18 protein-coding genes are annotated in these 19,198 nt (G+C 71.1%); 7 read left to right on the plus strand and 11 right to left on the minus strand.

Translation table 11 applies throughout. From position 1 onward, the window contains the following. Window positions 1-43: 43 nt before the first annotated feature. The 3 genes from DSC45_RS14265 to DSC45_RS14275 form a co-directional block, all read right to left on the minus strand. Window positions 44-1,075, minus strand: a complete 1,032-nt coding sequence (locus DSC45_RS14265; RefSeq protein ID WP_119290801.1) for a ketoacyl-ACP synthase III — start codon at window positions 1,073-1,075, stop codon at window positions 44-46. 17 nt (window positions 1,076-1,092) lie between these two features. After that, window positions 1,093-2,013, minus strand: a complete 921-nt coding sequence (locus DSC45_RS14270) for an ACP S-malonyltransferase (protein WP_119290802.1) — start codon at window positions 2,011-2,013, stop codon at window positions 1,093-1,095. Between the two features lie 89 nt (window positions 2,014-2,102). After that, on the minus strand, window positions 2,103-3,296 hold the full coding sequence (locus DSC45_RS14275; RefSeq protein ID WP_119290804.1) for a PucR family transcriptional regulator: 1,194 nt from the start codon (window positions 3,294-3,296) through the stop codon (window positions 2,103-2,105). Between the two features lie 122 nt (window positions 3,297-3,418). On the opposite strand from DSC45_RS14275, the gene DSC45_RS14280 reads away from it, so the two are divergent. Then, window positions 3,419-4,081 (plus strand): pirin family protein, encoded by a 663-nt coding sequence (locus DSC45_RS14280; protein WP_205571337.1) that lies wholly within the window; start codon window positions 3,419-3,421, stop codon window positions 4,079-4,081. 54 nt (window positions 4,082-4,135) lie between these two features. Here the strand turns inward: DSC45_RS14280 and DSC45_RS14285 are convergent, their stop codons facing one another. After that, window positions 4,136-4,951, minus strand: a complete 816-nt coding sequence (locus tag DSC45_RS14285; RefSeq protein WP_119291223.1) for a serine hydrolase domain-containing protein — start codon at window positions 4,949-4,951, stop codon at window positions 4,136-4,138. Window positions 4,952-5,103: 152 nt separating this feature from the next. On the opposite strand from DSC45_RS14285, the gene DSC45_RS14290 reads away from it, so the two are divergent. Both DSC45_RS14290 and DSC45_RS14295 read left to right on the plus strand, forming a co-directional pair. Beyond that, window positions 5,104-5,568, plus strand: coding sequence for a MerR family transcriptional regulator (locus DSC45_RS14290; protein WP_119290808.1), 465 nt, complete (start codon window positions 5,104-5,106; stop codon window positions 5,566-5,568). A gap of 6 nt (window positions 5,569-5,574) precedes the next feature. Next, a complete protein-coding gene (locus DSC45_RS14295; RefSeq protein ID WP_119290809.1) occupies window positions 5,575-6,594 on the plus strand; it encodes an aldo/keto reductase in 1,020 nt (339 codons plus the stop codon). A gap of 99 nt (window positions 6,595-6,693) precedes the next feature. Here DSC45_RS14295 and DSC45_RS14300 read toward each other — a convergent pair whose 3' ends face one another. The 6 genes from DSC45_RS14300 to DSC45_RS14325 form a co-directional block, all read right to left on the minus strand. Further along, complete coding sequence (locus tag DSC45_RS14300) at window positions 6,694-7,920, minus strand: acyltransferase family protein (protein ID WP_119290811.1); 1,227 nt, start codon at window positions 7,918-7,920, stop codon at window positions 6,694-6,696. After that, window positions 7,917-9,083: an alpha/beta hydrolase gene (locus tag DSC45_RS14305; RefSeq protein WP_119290812.1), complete on the minus strand. Its 1,167-nt coding sequence runs from the start codon at window positions 9,081-9,083 to the stop codon at window positions 7,917-7,919. The genes DSC45_RS14300 and DSC45_RS14305 overlap by 4 nt, the downstream gene beginning before the upstream one ends. Before the next feature lie 172 nt (window positions 9,084-9,255). Then, complete coding sequence (locus DSC45_RS14310) at window positions 9,256-9,939, minus strand: response regulator (protein WP_119290814.1); 684 nt, start codon at window positions 9,937-9,939, stop codon at window positions 9,256-9,258. Further along, complete coding sequence (locus DSC45_RS14315) at window positions 9,936-11,402, minus strand: sensor histidine kinase (RefSeq protein WP_119290816.1); 1,467 nt, start codon at window positions 11,400-11,402, stop codon at window positions 9,936-9,938. Before DSC45_RS14315 ends, DSC45_RS14310 begins: the two co-directional genes overlap by 4 nt. Window positions 11,403-11,544: 142 nt before the next feature. Then, window positions 11,545-12,402: a DUF4429 domain-containing protein gene (locus tag DSC45_RS14320; RefSeq protein WP_205571329.1), complete on the minus strand. Its 858-nt coding sequence runs from the start codon at window positions 12,400-12,402 to the stop codon at window positions 11,545-11,547. An 86-nt stretch (window positions 12,403-12,488) separates the two neighbouring features. Then, complete coding sequence (locus tag DSC45_RS14325) at window positions 12,489-13,697, minus strand: alpha/beta hydrolase (RefSeq protein WP_119290820.1); 1,209 nt, start codon at window positions 13,695-13,697, stop codon at window positions 12,489-12,491. A gap of 287 nt (window positions 13,698-13,984) precedes the next feature. On the opposite strand from DSC45_RS14325, the gene DSC45_RS35720 reads away from it, so the two are divergent. Both DSC45_RS35720 and DSC45_RS14330 read left to right on the plus strand, forming a co-directional pair. Next, a complete protein-coding gene (locus DSC45_RS35720) occupies window positions 13,985-14,173 on the plus strand; it encodes a hypothetical protein (protein ID WP_162929221.1) in 189 nt (62 codons plus the stop codon). A gap of 192 nt (window positions 14,174-14,365) precedes the next feature. Continuing rightward, window positions 14,366-14,770: a peptidase inhibitor family I36 protein gene (locus DSC45_RS14330; protein WP_119291225.1), complete on the plus strand. Its 405-nt coding sequence runs from the start codon at window positions 14,366-14,368 to the stop codon at window positions 14,768-14,770. Window positions 14,771-14,884: 114 nt separating this feature from the next. Here DSC45_RS14330 and aceE read toward each other — a convergent pair whose 3' ends face one another. After that, complete coding sequence (gene aceE, locus DSC45_RS14335; protein WP_119290822.1) at window positions 14,885-17,632, minus strand: pyruvate dehydrogenase (acetyl-transferring), homodimeric type; 2,748 nt, start codon at window positions 17,630-17,632, stop codon at window positions 14,885-14,887. A gap of 454 nt (window positions 17,633-18,086) precedes the next feature. Between aceE and DSC45_RS14340 the strand changes: the two genes are divergently transcribed. Next, on the plus strand, window positions 18,087-18,524 hold the full coding sequence (locus DSC45_RS14340; RefSeq protein ID WP_119290823.1) for a DUF3052 domain-containing protein: 438 nt from the start codon (window positions 18,087-18,089) through the stop codon (window positions 18,522-18,524). 133 nt (window positions 18,525-18,657) lie between these two features. Beyond that, the gene (locus tag DSC45_RS14345; RefSeq protein WP_119290825.1) at window positions 18,658-19,116 is read left to right on the plus strand and encodes a peroxiredoxin; all 459 of its coding nucleotides are present in this window, start codon (window positions 18,658-18,660) and stop codon (window positions 19,114-19,116) included. Window positions 19,117-19,198: the final 82 nt, after the last annotated feature.

Raw genomic sequence — 19,198 nt, forward strand, 5'->3', positions numbered from 1 at the left:
GTGGTTTGCGGCTGTTCCGACCGGATGATCCGGGCGGGGTCGCCTAGGGGAGGGTAACGACCGTCGCGGCGTAGACGAGACCCGCCCCGAAGCCGATGACGAGCGCGGTGTCGCCGCTCTTCGCCTCTCCGGTCGCCAGGAGTCGCTCCATCGCGAGTGGAATCGAGGCGGCCGAAGTGTTGCCGGTGGTCTCGATGTCACGGGCGACCGTGACGTGCTCCGGCAGCTTGAGGGTCTTCACCATCGAGTCGATGATCCGCATATTGGCCTGGTGCGGGATGAAGACGTCCAGGTCTTCCGGGGTGATCCCGGCGGCGTCGAGGGCGCTCTGCGCCACCTTCGCCATCTCGAACACGGCCCAGCGGAACACCGCCTGGCCCTCCTGCGTGATCGCAGGGAACTTCACGTCGCCCTTGCTGTCGAGCGGCAGCTTCGACACATCGCCGACGCGGAAGTCGTTCCACGGCACGGTCTGCTTGATCGTGTCGGACTTGTCGCCCTCACTGCCCCAGACCGTCGGGCCGATCGCCGGCTCGGTGGCGGGACCGACGACGACGGCGCCCGCACCGTCACCGAACAGGAAGGCCGTCGCACGGTCCTCCAGGTCGGTCAGGTCGCTGAGCCGCTCCACACCGATCACCAGGACGTGCTCCGCGCTGCCCTCGACGACCATGCCCTTGGCCAGAGTCAGTCCGTAGCCGAAGCCCGCGCAGCCGGCGGAGATGTCGAACGCCGCGGCCTTGTCGGTGCCGAGCTGATCGGCGATGTACGTGGCGATGGCCGGGGTCTGCTGGAAGTGCGACACGGTCGACACGACCACCGCACCGATCTGCTCCGCGGTGATCCCGGCGTCGGCGATCGCCTTGCCCGAGGCCTCGATGGACATCGCGGCCACCGTCTCCTCGTCCGAGGCCCAGTGCCGGGTGGCGATGCCGGAGCGGGAGCGGATCCACTCGTCGGACGAGTCGATCGTCTCGAGAATGACCTCGTTGGGCACCACCCGTGTGGGGCGGTAGCCGCCGACACCCATGATGCGTGCGTACGGGGCGCCCTTGCTCGGCTTGATCTTCGACATGCTCTCGAGGCTCCTTCTCAGGCCGCGGCGGAGGTGTGCTCGGCAGCGAGCTCGCGGGCCGCGTCGAGGTCGTCGGGGGTCTTCAGAGCAAGGGTCTTGACCCCGGGCAGGGCGCGCTTGGCCAGACCGGTCAGGGTGCCGCCGGGGCACACCTCGATCAGCGCGGTGACGCCGAGCTCCTTGAACCGTTCCATGCACAGGTCCCAGCGGACCGGGTTCGCCACCTGACCGATCAGGCGGGCCACCACCTCGTCGCCGGCGGCCACGGCGGCACCGTCCTTGTTCGACACATAGGTGACCGTGGGGGCGACCGGGGTGAGGTTCTGCGCGGCGGCCCGGAGGACGTCGAGCGCGGGCGCCATGTGCGAGGTGTGGAACGCGCCCGCCACCTTCAGCGGCACCACCCGGCGTACGCCCTCCGGCTTGTCCTCGGCGAGCGCGGCGAGCTGCTCGACGGTGCCTGCGGCCACGATCTGACCCGCGCCGTTCACGTTCGCCGGCGTCAGGCCGAGCTTCTCCAGATGCGGTACGACCACGTCCTGCTCTCCGCCCAGCAGGGCCGACATGCCGGTCTCGGTGACCGCGGCGGCGTCCGCCATGGCCAGACCGCGGGCCCGTACGAGACGCAGGGCCGCGGTGTCGTCGAGGACACCGGCCAGCGCGGACGCGGCGTACTCGCCGACGCTGTGACCGGCCACGGCGTCCGGCGTCACGTCGAGCGCCCGCGCGGACAGCAGCGCGGAGGCGACGAGCAGCGGTTGCGCCACGGCGGTGTCACGGATCGCGTCCGCGTCCGCCTCGGTCCCGTAGTGGGCGAGGTCGAGGTCGGTGGCGTCCGACCAGGCCGCGACGCGGTCGGCGGCGCCCGGGAGTTCGAGCCATGGAGTCAGGAAGCCGGGCGTCTGTGCGCCTTGGCCGGGAGCGACGAGTACGAGCACTCTCACACTCTCTCTTGTGGACGGTCCGCACCGCCCGTGGGGACAGGGACGAAGAACTGTCGGGGTAATTGTTCACCCTCGACAAAAGTCTAGGCTTGCGGATCTCCGTCTACCAGGCGCCCCAGGATCAGCGCGATCCGCAGCGTGAAGGCCGAGCGGACGTCCGACGGGGACCAGCCGGTGACGTCAGTCACACGTCGCAGCCGGTAGCGCACGGTGTTGGGGTGCACAAAGAGCATGCGTGCGGCGCCCTCGAGGCTGCTCGCCTGCTCCAGATAGACACTCAGAGTCTCCAGGAGCGCGGAGCCGGCCTCCTCCAGCGGTCTGTAGATCTCCTCCACCAATTGGTCACGTGCCGCCGGATCGGAGGCGATGGCACGCTCCGGCAGGAGATCGTCCGCGAGAACCGGACGGGGAGCGTCCTGCCATGCGGAACAGGCCTTGAGACCGGCGGCCGCGGCCTGCGCGGAACGGGTCGCCGCGAGCAGGTCGGGGACGACCGGCCCGGCCACCACGGCACCGGCCGCGAACGGACCGATCAGGCTCTTGGCGACGCCGAGCGGGTTGTCACTGCCGCCCGCGATGACGACCAGGCGGGTGCCCAGTACGCCGGTGAGGACCTGCAGCTTGGCGTGCCGGGCCGCGCGCCGGATGGCTTCCACGGTGAGTTCGCTGTCGCCGTCGGGGGCGGTGCCGAGCACGACGCAGACGTGTTCGGGGGAGTTCCAGCCGAGTGCCGCGGCGCGGGAGACGGCGCCCTCGTCGGCCTCTCCGGACAGCACCGCGTTCACCACGAGGGACTCGAGGCGGGCGTCCCAGGCGCCGCGTGCCTCGGCGGCCTGCGCGTACACCTGCGCGGTCGCGAAGGCGATCTCCCGGGCGTACACGAGCAGGGCCTCACGCAGCACACGCTCGTCGCCGGGGGCGGCGACCTCGTCGATCGCGGACTCCATCACCTCGATGGTCGTGCGCACCATCTCCACGGTCTGGCGCAGCGTGATCGCGCGGGTCAACTCGCGCGGCGCGGTGCCGAACACATCGGTGGAGATGGCCTGCGGGGCGTCCGGGCGCCGGAACCATTCGGTGAACGCGGCGATGCCCGCCTGGGCGACCAAACCGATCCACGACCGGTTCTCCGGCGGCATCGCCCGGTACCAGGGCAGCGTCTCGTCCATCCGCGCGATGGCCTGAGCGGCCAGACTGCCGGACGACTGCTCGAGCCTCTTCAGGGTCGCGGAGTGCTGGTGGGCGGGCGGCGGCTGCGACGATTCGGGTTGGGGCACGGGACAAGACTGCCTTATCGGGACGACGGCACGAGAGGCCGGGGCCGAGCGTGTGTTCCCCCGGGTCCAGCCCGCGGACGCGGCACCCGCGCGGCACGGGCACCCGTACCGTGGGACGGGTGATGGAAGTCCGCCGCTCCCGTGACCGGTTCAGCGGCTCCGAGCCGCCCGCCGGGATCGAGTCCCTGCACGCCTTCTCGTTCGGTCCGCACTACGACCCGGACAACCTGCGCTTCGGGCCGATCATCGCCTGCAACGAGGAACACCTGGCCCCCGGCGCCGGGTTCGACGAGCACCCGCACAGTCACACCGAGATCGTCACCTGGGTCGTGACCGGCGAGCTGACCCACCGCGACTCGGCCGGCCACGAGTCCCTGGTCCGTCCGGGAGACGTCCAGCGACTCAGCTCCGGCGGCGGCGTACGCCATGTGGAACGCAACGACGGCCCGGACCCGCTGGTCTTCGTGCAGATGTGGCTGGCCCCTTCGGAGCCCGGCGGTGAACCGGAGTACGAGATCGTCCGCGGCATATCCGACGCGACCCCGTACGCGGTCCCGGCGGCCGGCGCCCTGCTCCACGTACGCCGCCCGGCCTCGGGCGAACGCGTCGCCCTGCCGGACGCCGAGCAGGTCTACGTGCACGTCGTACGCGGCGAAGTCCGGCTCCCCGAGACCGCGTTGTCCCCGGGCGACTCGATCCGCCTCACCGGGGACCCGGATCACGAACTGACCGCGCAGACCGCTGCGGAACTCCTGGTGTGGGAGCTGCGGACTTCCGCGCCGTGAGCCGGCTGCCAGCCCGTCCGGCCGGGTCCGCGGACAGCGCCTCCGAGAGGCGCCTCACCCCCGGAGCTCGGCGACCACCGCATCCGTGAAGACCGGCCACGCCTCGATCGCCCAGGGGCCGAACGCCCGGTCGGTCAGCGCCACACAAGCCGCTCCCACCTCGGGGTCGACCCACAGGAACGTCCCGGACTGCCCGAAATGGCCGAACGTGCGCGGCGAGGACGAACTCCCCGTCCAGTGCGGCGACTTGCCGTCCCGGATCTCGAACCCGAGCCCCCAGTCGTTCGGCGTCTGCCGTCCGTAGCCCGGCAGCAGTCCCGCGAGACCCGGATGCACCACGGTCATCGCCGCGAGCACCGTGCGCGGGTCGAGGAGCCGCGGCGCCTGCAGCTCTGCCGCGAACCGCACCAGGTCGTCGACGGTGGACACCCCGTCCTTGGCGGGCGAGCCGCCCAGGGAGGTCGACGACATGCCGAGCGGCTCGAGCACGGCCTGCCGCGCGTACTCCGCGAAAGGGATCTCGGTGGCCTCGGCGATGTGCTCGCCGAGCTGCTCGAAGCCCGCGTTCGAATAGATCCGGCGGGTCCCCGGCGGTGCGCTCACCTTGTGCTCGTCGAAGGCGAGGCCGCTGGTGTGCGCGAGCAGGTGCCGGACCGTGGAGCCCTCCGGGCCGGCCGGTTCGTCGAGCTCGACGGCGCCCTCCTCGTAAGCCACGAGTGCGGCGTACGCGGCGAGCGGCTTGGTCACCGAGGCCAGCGGGAACGGCTGCCCGGTGGGGCCGTGGGTCCCGACGATCACGCCGTCCGCACGGACGACAGCCGCGGCGGCGTTCGGCACCGGCCAGTTCTCGGTCAGGGCGAGGCTCTGCATGGCGGCGAGCCTACTGCGCACCACCGACACGCTCCGCACCGCATTCCCGCCGCCGTTCACGGCGCGGATCGGCCCGCCCAGGACGTGGCCCGACCCCTGCACGGAAGATTCCCCTTGCCTGGAGTGCACTCCAAAGACTTAGCGTGGTGGGCATGACGGTGATGGACAGCACAACCGTGGACGTCTCATCCGTGGACCTCTGCGCAGCAGGACCCGAGCCCCATCCGCGGCCCGACGGACGGGACCGCTACACGATCAGCGAGGTGGTGGCGATCACCCACCTCTCCGCACACACACTCCGCTGGTACGAGCGGATCGGCCTGATGCCGCACATCGACCGCTCGCAGACCGGCCAGCGCCGCTTCACCAACAAGGACCTCGACTGGCTCGCCTTCGTGGGCAAGCTCAGGCTCACCGGCATGCCGGTGGCCGACATGGTCCGCTACGCCGAGATGGTGCGCGAGGGCGACCACACCTACGAGGCCCGCCAGGAACTCCTGGAACGCACCCGGCGCGACGTACAGCACCGGATCGCGGAACTCCAGGGCACCTTGGCCGTACTCGACTACAAGATCCAGTTTTACGGGGGCGCCCGACCGGCCCCGGAAAGGGCCTGAACCCTGATGAGCACGAACACGATCACCCAGGTGCAGCTCGGAGCCGACGGACCCCAGGTCGGGGTCCAGGGCCTCGGCTGCATGGGCATGAACTTCGGCTACGGGCCGACCGACGCCGACGAGGCACGCGCCACCCTCGAGCGGGCACTCGAACTCGGCGTCACGCTCTACGACACGGCGGACATGTACGGCGCCGGTGCGAACGAGGAGTTCCTGGCCCCCTTCGTCGGCGAGCACCGCGACGAGATCGTCCTGGCCACGAAGTTCTCGCTGGCCACCGACCCGGCCGACCCGACGAAGCGGATCATCCGCAACGACCGGCCGTATCTGCGCCAGTGCATCGAGGACAGCCTCAGGCGCCTCGACGTGGAGGCCGTCGACCTCTACTACATGCACCGCCGCGACGTGACGATCCCGATCGAGGAGACCGTCGGCGCGATGGCCGAGCTGGTCGCCGAGGGCAAGGTCAAGTACCTGGGTCTCAGCGAGGTGACCGCGGACGAGCTGCGCGCCGCGCACGCCGTCCACCCGATCACCGCACTGCAGTCGGAGTGGTCGCTGTTCAGCCGGGACATCGAGGAGAACGTGGTGCCGGCCGCAGCCGACCTCGGCGTGGGCGTCGTCCCGTACTCGCCGCTCGGCCGGGGCTTCCTCACCGGCGCCTTCGTCCACGCCGACCAGGAGCTGAGCGGCGGCGACTTCCGCCGTCAGCAGCCCCGCTTCACCGGTGACAACGCGGCGGCCAACGCGGCGCTGCTCGACCCCGTCCGTGCCCTGGCGGCCGGCCATGACGCGACCCTGGGACAGGTCGCGCTGGCCTGGGTGCAGCAGCGAGCCGCGGCGCACGGCCTCGCCGGTGTCGTCCCGATCCCCGGCACCCGCAAGCGCAGCCGTGTCGAGGAGAACACCGCGGCGACCCGGATCGTGCTCACCGACAGCGAGCTCGACCTCCTGGAGCCGATCGCGGGCAAGGTCGCGGGCGACCGCTACACCGACATGACGTTCACGTCGGCGGGCCGCGAGTAGGCACCGCACCCCGGGAAGGCCACCACGCGCGCGTAGAACCCCGAAACGGGCTCCACGCGCGCGTGGTGGCCTTCCCGCCCGCGCCCCGGACGTCCCCGCTCACGCGAGCCCGAGTGCGAACACCGCGAACCCCGCCGCGAGCAGCCCCGCGCAGGCCCGCCGCACCTGGGACGCGCGGGTCCCGGTCTGCCACGGTGCCTCGAACTTCCGGGCGTACCGCCCGATCCCGATCAACAGTGCCGCGAAGACCGGCAGCCACAGCAACCGCACACCCACCCAGCCGAGCGTGTCAGGGGCGGCCGTCAGACCCGGCACCGAGCCGAACAGCGCACCGGTCGCAGCCGTGGCGAACATGGCGGTCTGGTGCCAGCACAGGATCGTCATCGCCGACAGGTTGATCACGACCACCGGCGCCCACAGCGCGGGCCGCTTCAGGAGCGCCCCGATCCGGTCCCGCAGCAGGATGGCGGCACCGCTCTGCGCCGCGGCGAGCGCAAGCACGAGCAGCGACGGCGGATGCGAGTTGGTGCGCACCTCGCCCGGCACACCGACCATCGACGCCGGATAGTGGAAGGCGAGCAGCAGCGTCGCGAAGAGGGCCGCACCGCCGACGAGCAGGAGCCACGCGCCACGCCGCCCGAGCCTCTTCTCCCCCCAGGACACGCCGAGTTGGTACGCGAACATCCAGCCCGGCAGCAGGTTCAGCAGGCTCAGCCAGGACGGCATGGACTCGGCGAACGGCCCGTAGCGCAGGAAGTCGACGGCGCCGACGACGGCGAGCAGCGGGGCCGCCGCCCAGGCGCCGAGCCGCTCGCAGGCGCGGACGCAGTACGGCGTGAGCGCGGTGATCACCGTGTACACGCCGACGAACCACAAGGGCTGGATCACCAGCGTCGACCCGGTGCGCAACGTCGTCCCCGGCACCCCCAGTGCGTAGAGCAGCGGGACGAGGGCCGCCCACACCGCCGTCACGCCGAGCACCGGCCGCCCGAGGCGCGCCACCCGGCCGCGCAGCCAGCGCCCGGTGGACTCGCCGCGTCCGGCGGCGCGCCGGTAGGAGAGCACCGAGGCGTAGCCGCCGACCAGGAAGAACACCCCGAGCATCTGCAGCACCCAGCTGGCCGGGGCGAAGAAGCCGAACGAGGCGAGCGGGCTGGCGTTGTGCAGTCCCGCGGAGTCCAGGGTGAATCCGCCGAGCATCCAGTGCCCGGTCGGTACCGCGAGCAGGGCGAGCGCCCGCAGACCGTCGACGGCACGGTCCCGGTGCGCGGGTGTCTTCGCGTCGATCGACTCCGCGCTCCTGCGCAGGACGGTGAGGGTGCTCATGAGCGGCCTCCGAAGCTGTGGTCGCCGACGGCGATCCGGGCGAAGGCACGCAGTGAGTCCGTGCCGGGGGCGAAGTAGCCGGTGTGTCCCTCGGCGGTCGTCGCGGGGATGTGCCGGGCGCCGAAGTCGGCCGAGGACGGGTCGGCGCCATGACCGAGCCCGAGTACGTTCACGTTCGGGATGCGGCCGATCCAGTCGTCCTCGTCGCGCGCGGCCCAGATCCGGGCCTTGGTGTCCAGGCCTGCGGCGTTGTCGGAGCGCAGGCCGGGCGAACCGGCCACCACCAGGTCGGCGGCGGGCAGTTCGGCCGCGGCGAGTCCGCAGACCACCGAGCCGTAGCTGTGGCAGAACACGGCCGGGTCCGCGCTCCCGGTGGCCGTGAGGCCCTGGACGAAGCGGGCCAGGCGCGGGGCACCCGCCTCGGCGAGCCGGCCGGTGGCCGCGTCGGGTCCCAGCCCCACGGGTGTCGTGTAGTCGGCCCAGGCGACCACGGCGGTGCGTTCTCCGGTCGCGCCGTACAGCGAGCGCGCCATGCCGGTGGGCGTGCCGTACGGGTCCGTGGCCCGGTCGAAGGTCTCCAGATCGATGTCGGAGCCCGGCACCACGACGGCGGTGTGCCGGGCGCGGCGCAGGTCCCCGAACACCTCGGCGACCTGGCCGCGACCACGCGGGTCGAAGGCGAGGATCTGCCGCCCGCCTGCCAGGAGTTGGCCGTACCGCTCGGCGCGGTCGCGAGCGGCCGCACGGTCGCGTGCCGGCAGCGACCGGTCGTCGGCGCTGCGGCGCTCCGCGGCGCGCCCCTGCCGCAGTGCGGCGGCGTTGGCCGTGTACCGCAGCTCGGCCGGGGCACCGTCCAGGTTTCCGACCACCAGCGCGTGCCGCTCGGCGAGTGCGCGGGCGTGCCCGGCGGGCAGCGCACGGAAGAAGCGGGCGACCTCGGCAGGGGAGGCGTTCGCCGGGTCCGGCAGCGGTCCGTCCGGACCACTGTCCGCCCGCCACTCGGCGGTACCCGGCACCGGCCCGGTCACCGCGACCTGCTCGCTGCCGACGGCCCAGCCTGCCGTGCCCGCCACGACGGTGGTCGTGAGGGCGGCGGCGAGCAGTGTCCTCAAGTAGCGCCCGTGCCCGGCCCGGTGGCGCCCGTTCCCGTTGCGGCGGCTCATGGCCTGTCTCCCTCGTCCGTCGATCGCGTTGACGGAGGGAAGTAAAGGAAGACGGCCTGCCCGCGCACGTCACACCGCGGAGCCAACTGCGGGGTGCTACCCGGGTAGGGGGTGTACGGGCCGGACGCGGTCTACTCGCCGGTGAAACGGGGGTGGGGCATCGAACTCCGGGTCAGGAGGCGGGTTCTCCCGGCGTCACCAGTCCCGACTCGTACGCGAAGATCACGATCTGCGCCCGGTCCCGCAGGTCCAACTTGGCCAGCACACGGCCGATATGGGTCTTCACGGTCTGCTCGGCGAGCACCAGCGACTCGGCGATCTCCTGGTTGGACAGGCCGCGCGCGATCAGCTCGAGCACCTCGGTCTCGCGCGGAGTGAGCCCGTTCAGGCGCAGGTTCGTGGCCTTGCGCGGCGCGGTCCGCTGACGGGCGAAGTCGGCGATCAGGCGCCGGGTCACGGACGGAGCGAGCAGCGCCTCGCCGGCCGCCACCACCCGTACCGCCGCGATCAGATCGGCGGGCGGGGCGTCCTTCAGGAGGAAGCCCGAGGCGCCGGCCCGCAGAGCCTCGTACACGTAGTCGTCGACGTCGAACGTCGTGAGCATCAGGACCTTCGGCCGGTGCACCACGCCCGGCGGCGGCTCCAGCAGCGCACGGGCGGCCGCGAGCCCGTCCATCTCCGGCATCCGGACGTCCATCAGTACGACGTCGGGGTGGGTGCTGCGGCTGACCTCGACGCCCTGTTTGCCGTCCGGGGCCTCGCCCACCACGTCGATGTCGCTCTGCGCGGCGAGCAGCGCGGCGAACCCCGCGCGGACCATGGCCTGGTCGTCGACGATGATCACGCGAATGGTCAAGGCGTACCCTCCGGGTTCGGCGCATCGTTGCGGCCCAGCGGAAGTCGGGCCGCGACCCGGAAACCCCCGTCCGGCAGCGGTCCCACATCGAGCGAGCCGCCGGTCAACCGTACGCGCTCACGCATGCCGACCAGGCCGTGGCCGGTGCCGGCGGTCTCCAGGGGAGTGTCGCGTCCGGTGGGCGGGCCGTTGACGACGAGCACGGTCAGGTCGGTGCCGTCCGAGGCAACCGAGACCCGGGTCCGCGCGCCCGGCGCGTGCCGCACCACATTGGACAGCGCCTCCTGCACGATCCGGTACGCGGACAGGTCCACCGCCTGCGGAACGGCGCCGAGTTCCGCCGCGAGCGACAGTTCCGCGGGCACTCCTGCGCGTACGGTCGCCTCGACGAGCTGCTGCAGTTTGTCCAGGCCCGGCTGCGGGGTCCGCTCGCCGCCCTGCGCGTCCTCGCTGCGGAGCACCGCGAGCAGCCGCCGCATCTCGGCGAGCGACTCACGCGCACTCGCGGCGATCGCCGTGAACTCCTCCTGGGCCGCCGCCGGAATCCCCTCGATCCGGTACGGCGCGGAGTCCGCCTGCACCGTGATCACCGACATGTGATGCGCGACGACATCGTGCAACTCCCGCGCGATACGGGTGCGTTCCTCGAGCAGCGTGCGCCGGGCCCGTTCCGCCTCGCTGATCGTCTCCTGCTCGACGAGCCTGCGCTCCGCGGCCCCGCGCTCGCGCAGCGCGTACGTCACCACGAGCAGGACACCGCTGAGGACGAAGAGCAGCAGCTGGATGCCGTCGCTGCGCTCCTGCGACACCAGCTCGAAGACCAGGCCCGCGGCCCCGGTCGCCAGCCATACCGCGAACAGCGTCCGCCGGGACTCGCGCATCCCGAGCAGGATCATCAGGACCGCGTAGCCGACCACGACCATCGGAGTCCACGGCCAGGACAGATCACGGGTGGTGCCGCTGAACACGGCGAACGCCCCGAGCACGTCCGCGGCGAAGATCACCCACCAGGCCTGCAGCGGCCGGGTCAGGGCCCAGAGCAGCGGTACGGCCTGCGCGGTGGCGAGCGCGCCCGCGAGCGCACCGTTGACCTCGTAGTCCTGCACCAGGACGGTCACCGTCACCGGGAGCAGTGCCACGACGAATCCGAAGACCACGACGTACGGCAGGTTCCGGACCCACGGCTTGGGGGACCGGGCGAAGGGTGTCTCGCCGGCCGCGGCGGGCGTCGCGAGGGCCAGGCCCAGGTCCCGCAGCGCGGACCGCAGATGTACGAGGCGCGGTCCTGCGGCGGGTTCAGGGTGCTCGCCGTCCACGCTGCCGGGCCCGGGCCCGCGCTTCCCGGCACCGTCGCCGCGGCGCCGCTCGAGAGGCCGGCGGCGCCGGGTGCGGCCCGCCGGTGCGGCAGATTCCGCACCGGGCGCCGACGGCTCGGTGGACGAGGGGTTCGGTTCGCTACTCATGGCCCGATCAGCGTATGCACGGCAGGTCCCGCCCGCCGTCATACCGGAGAGCCGTACCGAAGGTGCTACTGCGGTATGACCGCGCTCGGCGACCGGTGCCGGCACCCGGCCGGCACCGGGTCCGCCCCCGGCCCACAGCCGCTCACAGCTCCGCGAGCAGCTCCGCCTTCTTCGCGGTGAACTCCGCGTCCGTGAGCAGGCCCGCCTGATGCAGTTCGCCCAGATGCCGGATGCGGTCGGCGATGTCGGCGGGATCGCGCCGCCCGGGCGGCCGCTCCGCCTCGACGGGGGCCGGACCGCAACTGCGCACCGCGCCGAGCACCGCCGCGGCGAACGGCAGCGACTCGTGCACCGGCCCGTACCCGAGCCCGAACACCACGGCAGCCGGATCCTGGTCGGCCTGCGCGGGCTGCGGCACCCCGTTCGGCCGGCGCAGCAGCCGCAGATAGCCGTCGAAGACCTCCGGCGAGCGCCATTCGACGCCGCTGAGATCGCTCACCCGGAACGTCTGGTCGCCCGCCTTCCACTTCGCCGACGAGGCCCCGGTCCAGAACCACCTGAACGACGCCGACGTCCCGTCGAAGGTCGCCTTCCCGTCGTACGCCTTGAACTCCTTGCGGCCCTCCGGCGGCGCCACCAGGTAGTCGTCGGTCGGCCCGGTGTCCTCGGGCAGCAGCGGACGCAGCTCGTCCGCGTAGTACTCGGCCAGCGTCTCGCTCTCGCCGGGCAGCACCAGGCGGTACGGATCGCAGTTGTCCTTGAGCTGACCGGCGGCGGCTTCCATCAGCGGGTCGGCGCCGGGTCTCGGCGAGGCGTGCAGGACCACCGTCCCGCGCTTGCCGGGAGCGAGTGTCACCGCCGCCAACGCCTCGTAGGGGATGCGGCGTTCACCGATCGACTGGAACAGCCGCGGCGTCCTGATCCCCCGTTCGAAGCGGATGAGCACGGAGTCCGATTCGAACTCCCAGGCGGCATGAAATCCGGCCAGTACGTCACCCATGCGGCTCATCGTATGCGGCACAGACGCCTACGTCCCCCCTCGTGACGGACCCGCCGTTTTCCGGGCACGGCGGGCTTCTACGCGCGTCAGGCCGCCACGCCGGCAGCATGGCTCCGGCAGGCGTCGTCACCGCCCGCGCAGCTCACCGATTGATATGCGCCGACGCCGATCCGCGCGAAATTACGCAGACTGTCCGTGCCCGGCTGGAAGTAGCCGGTGTGCCCGGACGCGCCTTGCGCCGACATGATCCGCGCGCCGAAGTCGGGCGAGACGGGGTCCGCCCCGTGCCCGAGGCCGCCGAACTCGAGGTGCGGGATGTCCGCGATCCAGTCGTCGGCGTCCCGCATCGCCCAGACCCGGGCCCGGGTCCCGAGCGCGTCGGCCGTACTCGCCCGCATGCCCGGACTGCCCGCGACGGCGATGTCGGAGACCCGGCCGGGCAGCTTGTCCGCGGCGACTCCGCACACCACCGAACCGTAGCTGTGGCAGTACAGGGAGATCTTCGAGGTGCCGGGGAGCGTGCGGGCCAGATCCTCGAGCCGCTCGGCGCCGTCCTCCGCCCGCTTGGCGGTGGCGGCGTCCATACCCACCCCCACCGGCGCCGTGTAGTCGGCCCAGGCGATGACGGCGGTCCGGGTGTCCGGACTCTGCCGCCGCTCCTCGCGGTAGAGGGCGTTGGCCATGCCGCGCGGGGCGGTGTAGCGGCCGGCGGTCTTCTGGAAGGTGAGCACATTGGTGTCCACCCCCGGAACCACCACCGACACCCGCTGCGCCCGGTCCAGATCGCCGATGACCTCGGCGACGCGTCCGGCGCCGGTCGGGTCGAAGGCGAGGATCTGGCGGTCGCCGGACAGCAGCGAGTCGAAGCGGTGCATCCTGCGGCCCGCCTCGTGGCGGCCCACATCGGACAGGCGTACATCCCGCATGCGTTGTCGTTCGACGTCCCGCGCCTTGTCCAGCGACTTCCGGTTCGCCGCGTACCGCACCGTCGGTGGGACCCCGCTCATATTGCCGACCGCGAGCGGATGGCGGGAGGCGAGGCTGCGCTGCTGCGCGGCGCTCAGCGACGCGAAGAAGCCGGCGACCTGGTCTGCCGGCGCGTGCGCCCCGGGCAGCGGGCGGCCGTCTATGCCGCCACGCTCCCAGGCGCTCATGGCGGCTTCGAGCGGACTGGTGCCGCCCTGGTGGTTGCGCACCACGGTCCAGCCGGTGGTCGCCAGCATGACGAACACGACGGCGAGTGCGAGCAACGCACGCCAGGCGTTGAGGTGGGGGGACGAGTCGAAGGAAGTCACTGCGGGACACCCTAGGAGAACCGCGGACCGCTCCGGGCCAGGGGTGGGGCAGATCACGTTTCCCGCCGGGTGAATGAGACAAAACGGGCCTGCGTGATACCGGCTGATTACGCTTCGTGCGCTTTGACCTGGGATTTGCCGTATGCCGTGGCGCCGGGTCCGTCGCCGACAGGTGCGGAGCGGCCCGTTCCGGCGTGCCGGTCCTCGGCTCCGGTGCGCCAGTGCCGGGGCGAGCGACGGTTCGATCCGGTCCCTTCGTCACGTTCCGTCCACAGGGCGTGCACCGCATGCGTCCGACGGAAGGCGGCGGCCCTCGCCGGCCGCCGCTGACCGCACCGGCGATCGCGCCCCGCCACCGACCGCCGGCGCCCCACATCGCCGAGTGCGGTCCGCGCGCGCCGCTCGTCGGTGGCACGACCACTCTTTCGACGGACATCCACGTCCCCGAGGCCGGAGCCGGCGTGCGCCGCATCTGAGCCACTCCCTGCCCCTGCCCCGGCCCGAGCCGCGGCAACCCGAGGCCCCGCCGGTTCACCCGGCGCGGCCTCCGCCCGTTCCGAGCGCGGCATTCATGTATCAGGGTGGCCGGCCTCCCACCCCCTTCCCGGCCGACGTCGTCGCAGGTCACAGTGGCGCTCCAACTGATCCGTACGACACGGGGGTTCACCATGAAGCACACCTCGACACGCACCCTGGCCCGGCCGGCGATCCTCGCCGCGGTGGCCGCCTGCTGCCTCTCGCCCAGCACCGCCGTGAGCGCCGCACCGGCCGCCGCGAGTACGCCCACCGCGGCCTCCCACTGCGGCGCGGGCGAGCTCTGCCTCTGGGAAAACACCCGGTACCGAGGCACCCGGCACACCTACGACCTGTCCGGCACCGACATCGAGAGCTGCACCGCCCTGCCGCCCGGCGTCACCGCCAACGCCCTCGCCAACCACACCGGACGCCCCGTCACGGCCTACCAGTCCGCCGAGTGCGCGGAGACCGGCGAGTTCGACACCTATCCCGGCAGCGGCACCCTCACCCCGCAAACGCCGTACCGAGTACGCGCGTTCAAGATCTGGGAGAACTGAGCACGCGGCGCACAGCGGGCCGGCCCGGACGCACCGCGGCCCCGGCCGGAAAACTCCGGCCGGGGCCACGGTCAGTCGCTTCCGCACGGAGAGAACCCTCCGCACGGCACGGGGCTACGCGTCGCCGCCCGCCGCCCCCGGGTCGGCCGCCGCCACATCCAGGAGCTGATAGCGGTCGATCGCCTGCTTCAGGACCGACCGGTCGAGCTTGCCGTCCTGCACCAGCTCGGTCAGTACGCCCAGCACGATCGACTGCGCATCGATGTGGAAGAACCGGCGGGCCGCCCCACGGGTGTCCGCGAAGCCGAAACCGTCCGCCCCGAGCGAGTTGAACCGTCCCGGGACCCAGCGCGCGATCTGGTCCGGAACCGCCCGCATCCAGTCGGACACGGCGACGAACGGACCCTCGGCCGAAGACAGCTTCCGCGTCACGTAGGGAACCCGCTGCTCCTCCTCCGGATGCAGCAGGTTGTGCCGCTCGACGTCGACGGCCTCCCGGCGCAGCTCGTTCCACGAAGTCGCCGACCACACGTCCGCCTTGACGCCCCAGTCGTCGGCGAGGATCTGCTGCGCCTCGAGCGCCCACGGCACCGAGACCCCCGATGCCATGATCTGCGCCGGCACCGTCCCCGCCGACCCCGGCCGGAACAGGTGGATCCCCTTGATGATGCCCTCGATGTCGGCGCCCTCGGGCTCCGCCGGGTGCTGGATCGGCTCGTTGTAGACCGTGAGGTAGTAGAAGACGTCCTCACCGGGCTTGCCGTCCTCGGTCTCGCCGTACATCCGGCGAAGCCCGTCCCGCACGATGTGCGCGATCTCGAAGCCGAACGCCGGGTCGTACGCCACACACGCCGGGTTGGTCGACGCGAGCAACTGCGAGTGCCCGTCCGCGTGCTGCAGCCCCTCACCGGTCAGCGTCGTGCGACCGGCGGTCGCACCGAGCACGAAACCGCGCGACAACTGGTCGGCCATCTGCCAGAACTGGTCGCCGGTGCGCTGGAACCCGAACATCGAGTAGAAGACGTACACCGGGATCAGCGGCTCGCCGTGCGTCGCGTACGCCGAGCCCGCCGCGATCAGCGAGGCGGTGCAGCCGGCCTCGGTGATGCCGTCGTGCAGCAGCTGACCGGTCGGCGACTCCTTGTAGGCGAGCAGCAGTTCACGGTCCACGGACTCGTACTGCTGACCCAGCGGGTTGTAGATCTTGGCGCTCGGGAAGAAGGAGTCCATGCCGAAGGTGCGGTACTCGTCCGGCGCGATCGGCACGAAACGCTTGCCGATCTCCTTGTCCCGCATCAGATCCTTCAGCAGCCGTACGAAGGCCATCGTGGTGGCGATCGACTGCTGACCGGACCCCTTGCGCACCGCGGCGTAGGCCTTGTCGTCCGGCAGCTGCAGCGGCTTCGCGCGCACCACACGCGTCGGCACGTACCCCGAAAGGGAGTTGCGCCGATCGTGCATGTACTGGATCTCCTCGGACTCCCGCCCCGGGTGGTAGTACGGCGGAGCCCCGTCCTCCAGCTCCCGGTCAGGGATCGGCAGGTGCAGCCGGTCACGGAAGCGCTTGAGGTCGTCGACGGTCAGCTTCTTCATCTGGTGCGTCGCATTGCGCCCCTCGAAGTTCGGGCCGAGCGTCCAGCCCTTGACCGTCTGCGCGAGGATCGCCGTCGGCTGGCCCTTGTGCGCCTTGGCCGCCGCGTACGCCGCATACACCTTCTTGTGGTCGTGACCACCACGGCCGAGGTGCAGCAACTGGTCGTCGCTCATCCCCTCGACCATCGCCCGAAGCCGCTGGTCGTCACCGAAGAAGTGCTCCCGGATGTACGAACCGGACTCCGTCGCGTACGTCTGGAACTGGCCGTCCGGCGTGGTGTTCATCCGGTTCACCAGAAGACCGTCACGGTCCTGGGCGAGCAGCGGGTCCCAGGAGCGGTCCCAGACCAGCTTGATCACGTTCCAACCGGCGCCCCGGAACTGGGACTCCAGCTCCTGGATGATCTTGCCGTTGCCGCGTACCGGACCGTCCAGACGCTGCAGGTTGCAGTTGACCACGAAGGTCAGATTGTCCAGACCCTCGCGAGCCGCGATCGAGAGCTGCCCGAGCGACTCGGGCTCGTCCATCTCGCCGTCGCCCAGATACGCCCAGACATGGGACTTGGAGGTGTCCGCGATGCCGCGGGCCTCCATATAACGGTTCATCCGTGCCTGGTAGATCGCACCGAGCGGACCCAGGCCCATCGAAACGGTCGGGAACTCCCAGAAGTCCGGCATCGACCGCGGGTGCGGATAACTGGACAGGCCGTTCGGCGCCTTGGACTTCTCCTGCCGGAAGCCGTCCAACTGCTCCTCGGTGAGCCGGTCCAGGAGATAGGCGCGCGCGTAGATACCCGGCGATGCATGTCCCTGGAAGAAGACCTGGTCGCCGCCGTCACCCTCGTCCTTGCCGCGGAAGAAGTGGTTGAAGCCCACGTCGTAGAGCGAGGCCGAGGAGGCGAAAGTGGCGATGTGCCCGCCGACGCCGATGCCCGGACGCTGCGCGCGCGAGACCATCACCGCCGCGTTCCAGCGGGTCGCGTTGAGGACCTTGCGCTCGATCTCCTCGTTGCCCGGGAAGAAGGGCTCGTCCTTCGTCGCGATCGTGTTGATGTAGTCCGTGCTGCGCATCTCGGGCACGGCGACGCGCTTCTCGCGGGCCCGCTCGATCAGCCGGAGCATCAGGTACCGGGCCCGCTTGCGGCCGCGCTCGTCAACCGCGGCGTCAAGGGAGTCGAGCCATTCCTGAGTCTCTTCGGGATCGAAGTCCGGGACCTGGCTGGGCAGGCCGCCAATGATGATCGGGTTGCGATCTGATCCGGAAGCCACGCTGTTCCTTCACTGTCGGTCTTGCTTGCTCTGGCTGTCGGGCTTGCTCTCGCTTGTCAGGTACCGGCCCGTCCTGCCGCACTCGGGGGCGCTGCGGGAGGGCGCCGTCGGGCGCTCTGTCACGCCGTTGTCCGCCGGGCTTCTGCGCCGCCACCATCGTCCACCCCGTACATCCAAACGTCATCTCTACCGAGAGGTAACCGAGTGGGGCTCAGACGGTCCGGCGTAAGCTTCTTCTCAAATCGCAACGATACGCCCGCGCAACGCGTCGGCTTCGTCCGGTTGTCCCCAGGACGGTCCGAGAGCGCACTGTGCCGGTCGGGAACGTCACCGTTTCGGCGGTCTCGCCCGCCGGGTACTTGCGCGATCCGCCCCGTCCGTGTGGACTACGGCCAGTGACGCGCGTACGCGCGTGGCTTGAAGACATCACCGAAACATGATCAGGAGGCACCCCGTGAGCGCGACCGCGGACCACGCGGAGGAGCGGACCAACCCTGCCGCCAGGCTGGGTTTCCAGCCCGAGCAGGTGGTCCAGGAGATCGGCTTCGACGACGACGTCGACCAGGAGCTCCGCGAGTCCATTGAAGAGGTCATCGGCAGTGAGCTCGTCGACGAGGAGTACGACGATGTCGCCGATGCCGTCGTTTTGTGGTTCCGAGAGGACGACGGCGACCTGACGGACGCGCTGGTGGACGCATCCCAGCTGGTCGATGACGGAGCACCGGTCTGGCTGATGACCCCGAAGACAGGCCGGGACGGCTACGTCGAGCCGAGCGACATCAACGAGGCCTCGCAGACCGCGGGTCTGTCTCAGACCAAGAGCATCAGCGCAGGGAAGGACTGGACGGGCAGCCGTCTGGTCACTCCCAAGGCGGCGAAGACCAAGCGCTGAGCCTGCATACCGTGGCGAGAGCCCCCGCAGACACCGTCTGCGGGGGCTCTCGGGCTCTCTCGTAGGCTGGGCGGAACCCGCCGGCGGCGCACGGCGCCGCCGGGCAACGGTCTTGACGAAGGGAACCAAGCACATGGCGATCGAGGTCGGCACCAAGGCCCCGGATTTCGAGCTGAAGGACCAGCACGGCCAGACCGTGCGCCTCGCGGACTTCCGCGGCGAGAAGAACGTGGTGCTGCTCTTCTACCCGTTCTCCTTCACCGGCGTGTGCACCGGCGAGCTCTGCGCGCTCCGCGACGAGCTCCCCCAGTTCGTCAACGACGACGTCCAGCTGCTCGCGGTCTCCAACGACTCGCCCTTCACCCAGCGCGTCTTCTCCGAGCAGGAGGGTCTCGAGTACCCGGTCCTGTCGGACTTCTGGCCGCACGGCGAGGCATCGCGCGCGTACGGAGTGTTCGACGAGGAGAAGGGCTGCGCGGTCCGCGGCACCTTCATCATCGACAAGGAGGGTGTGGTCCGCTGGACCGTCGTCAACGGCCTGCCCGACGCCCGCGACCTGAACGACTACGTCAAGGCGCTCGACACCCTCTGATCGTTGAGGGGAAGAGCCTGGTTGAGCCGGGAACCGGTCACTAGGATCAATTCGTTGATCCGATGCCATCGCAAAACGGGGC

This window comes from Streptomyces sp. YIM 130001 (assembly GCF_003574445.1).
GTDB lineage: Bacteria > Actinomycetota > Actinomycetes > Streptomycetales > Streptomycetaceae > Streptomyces.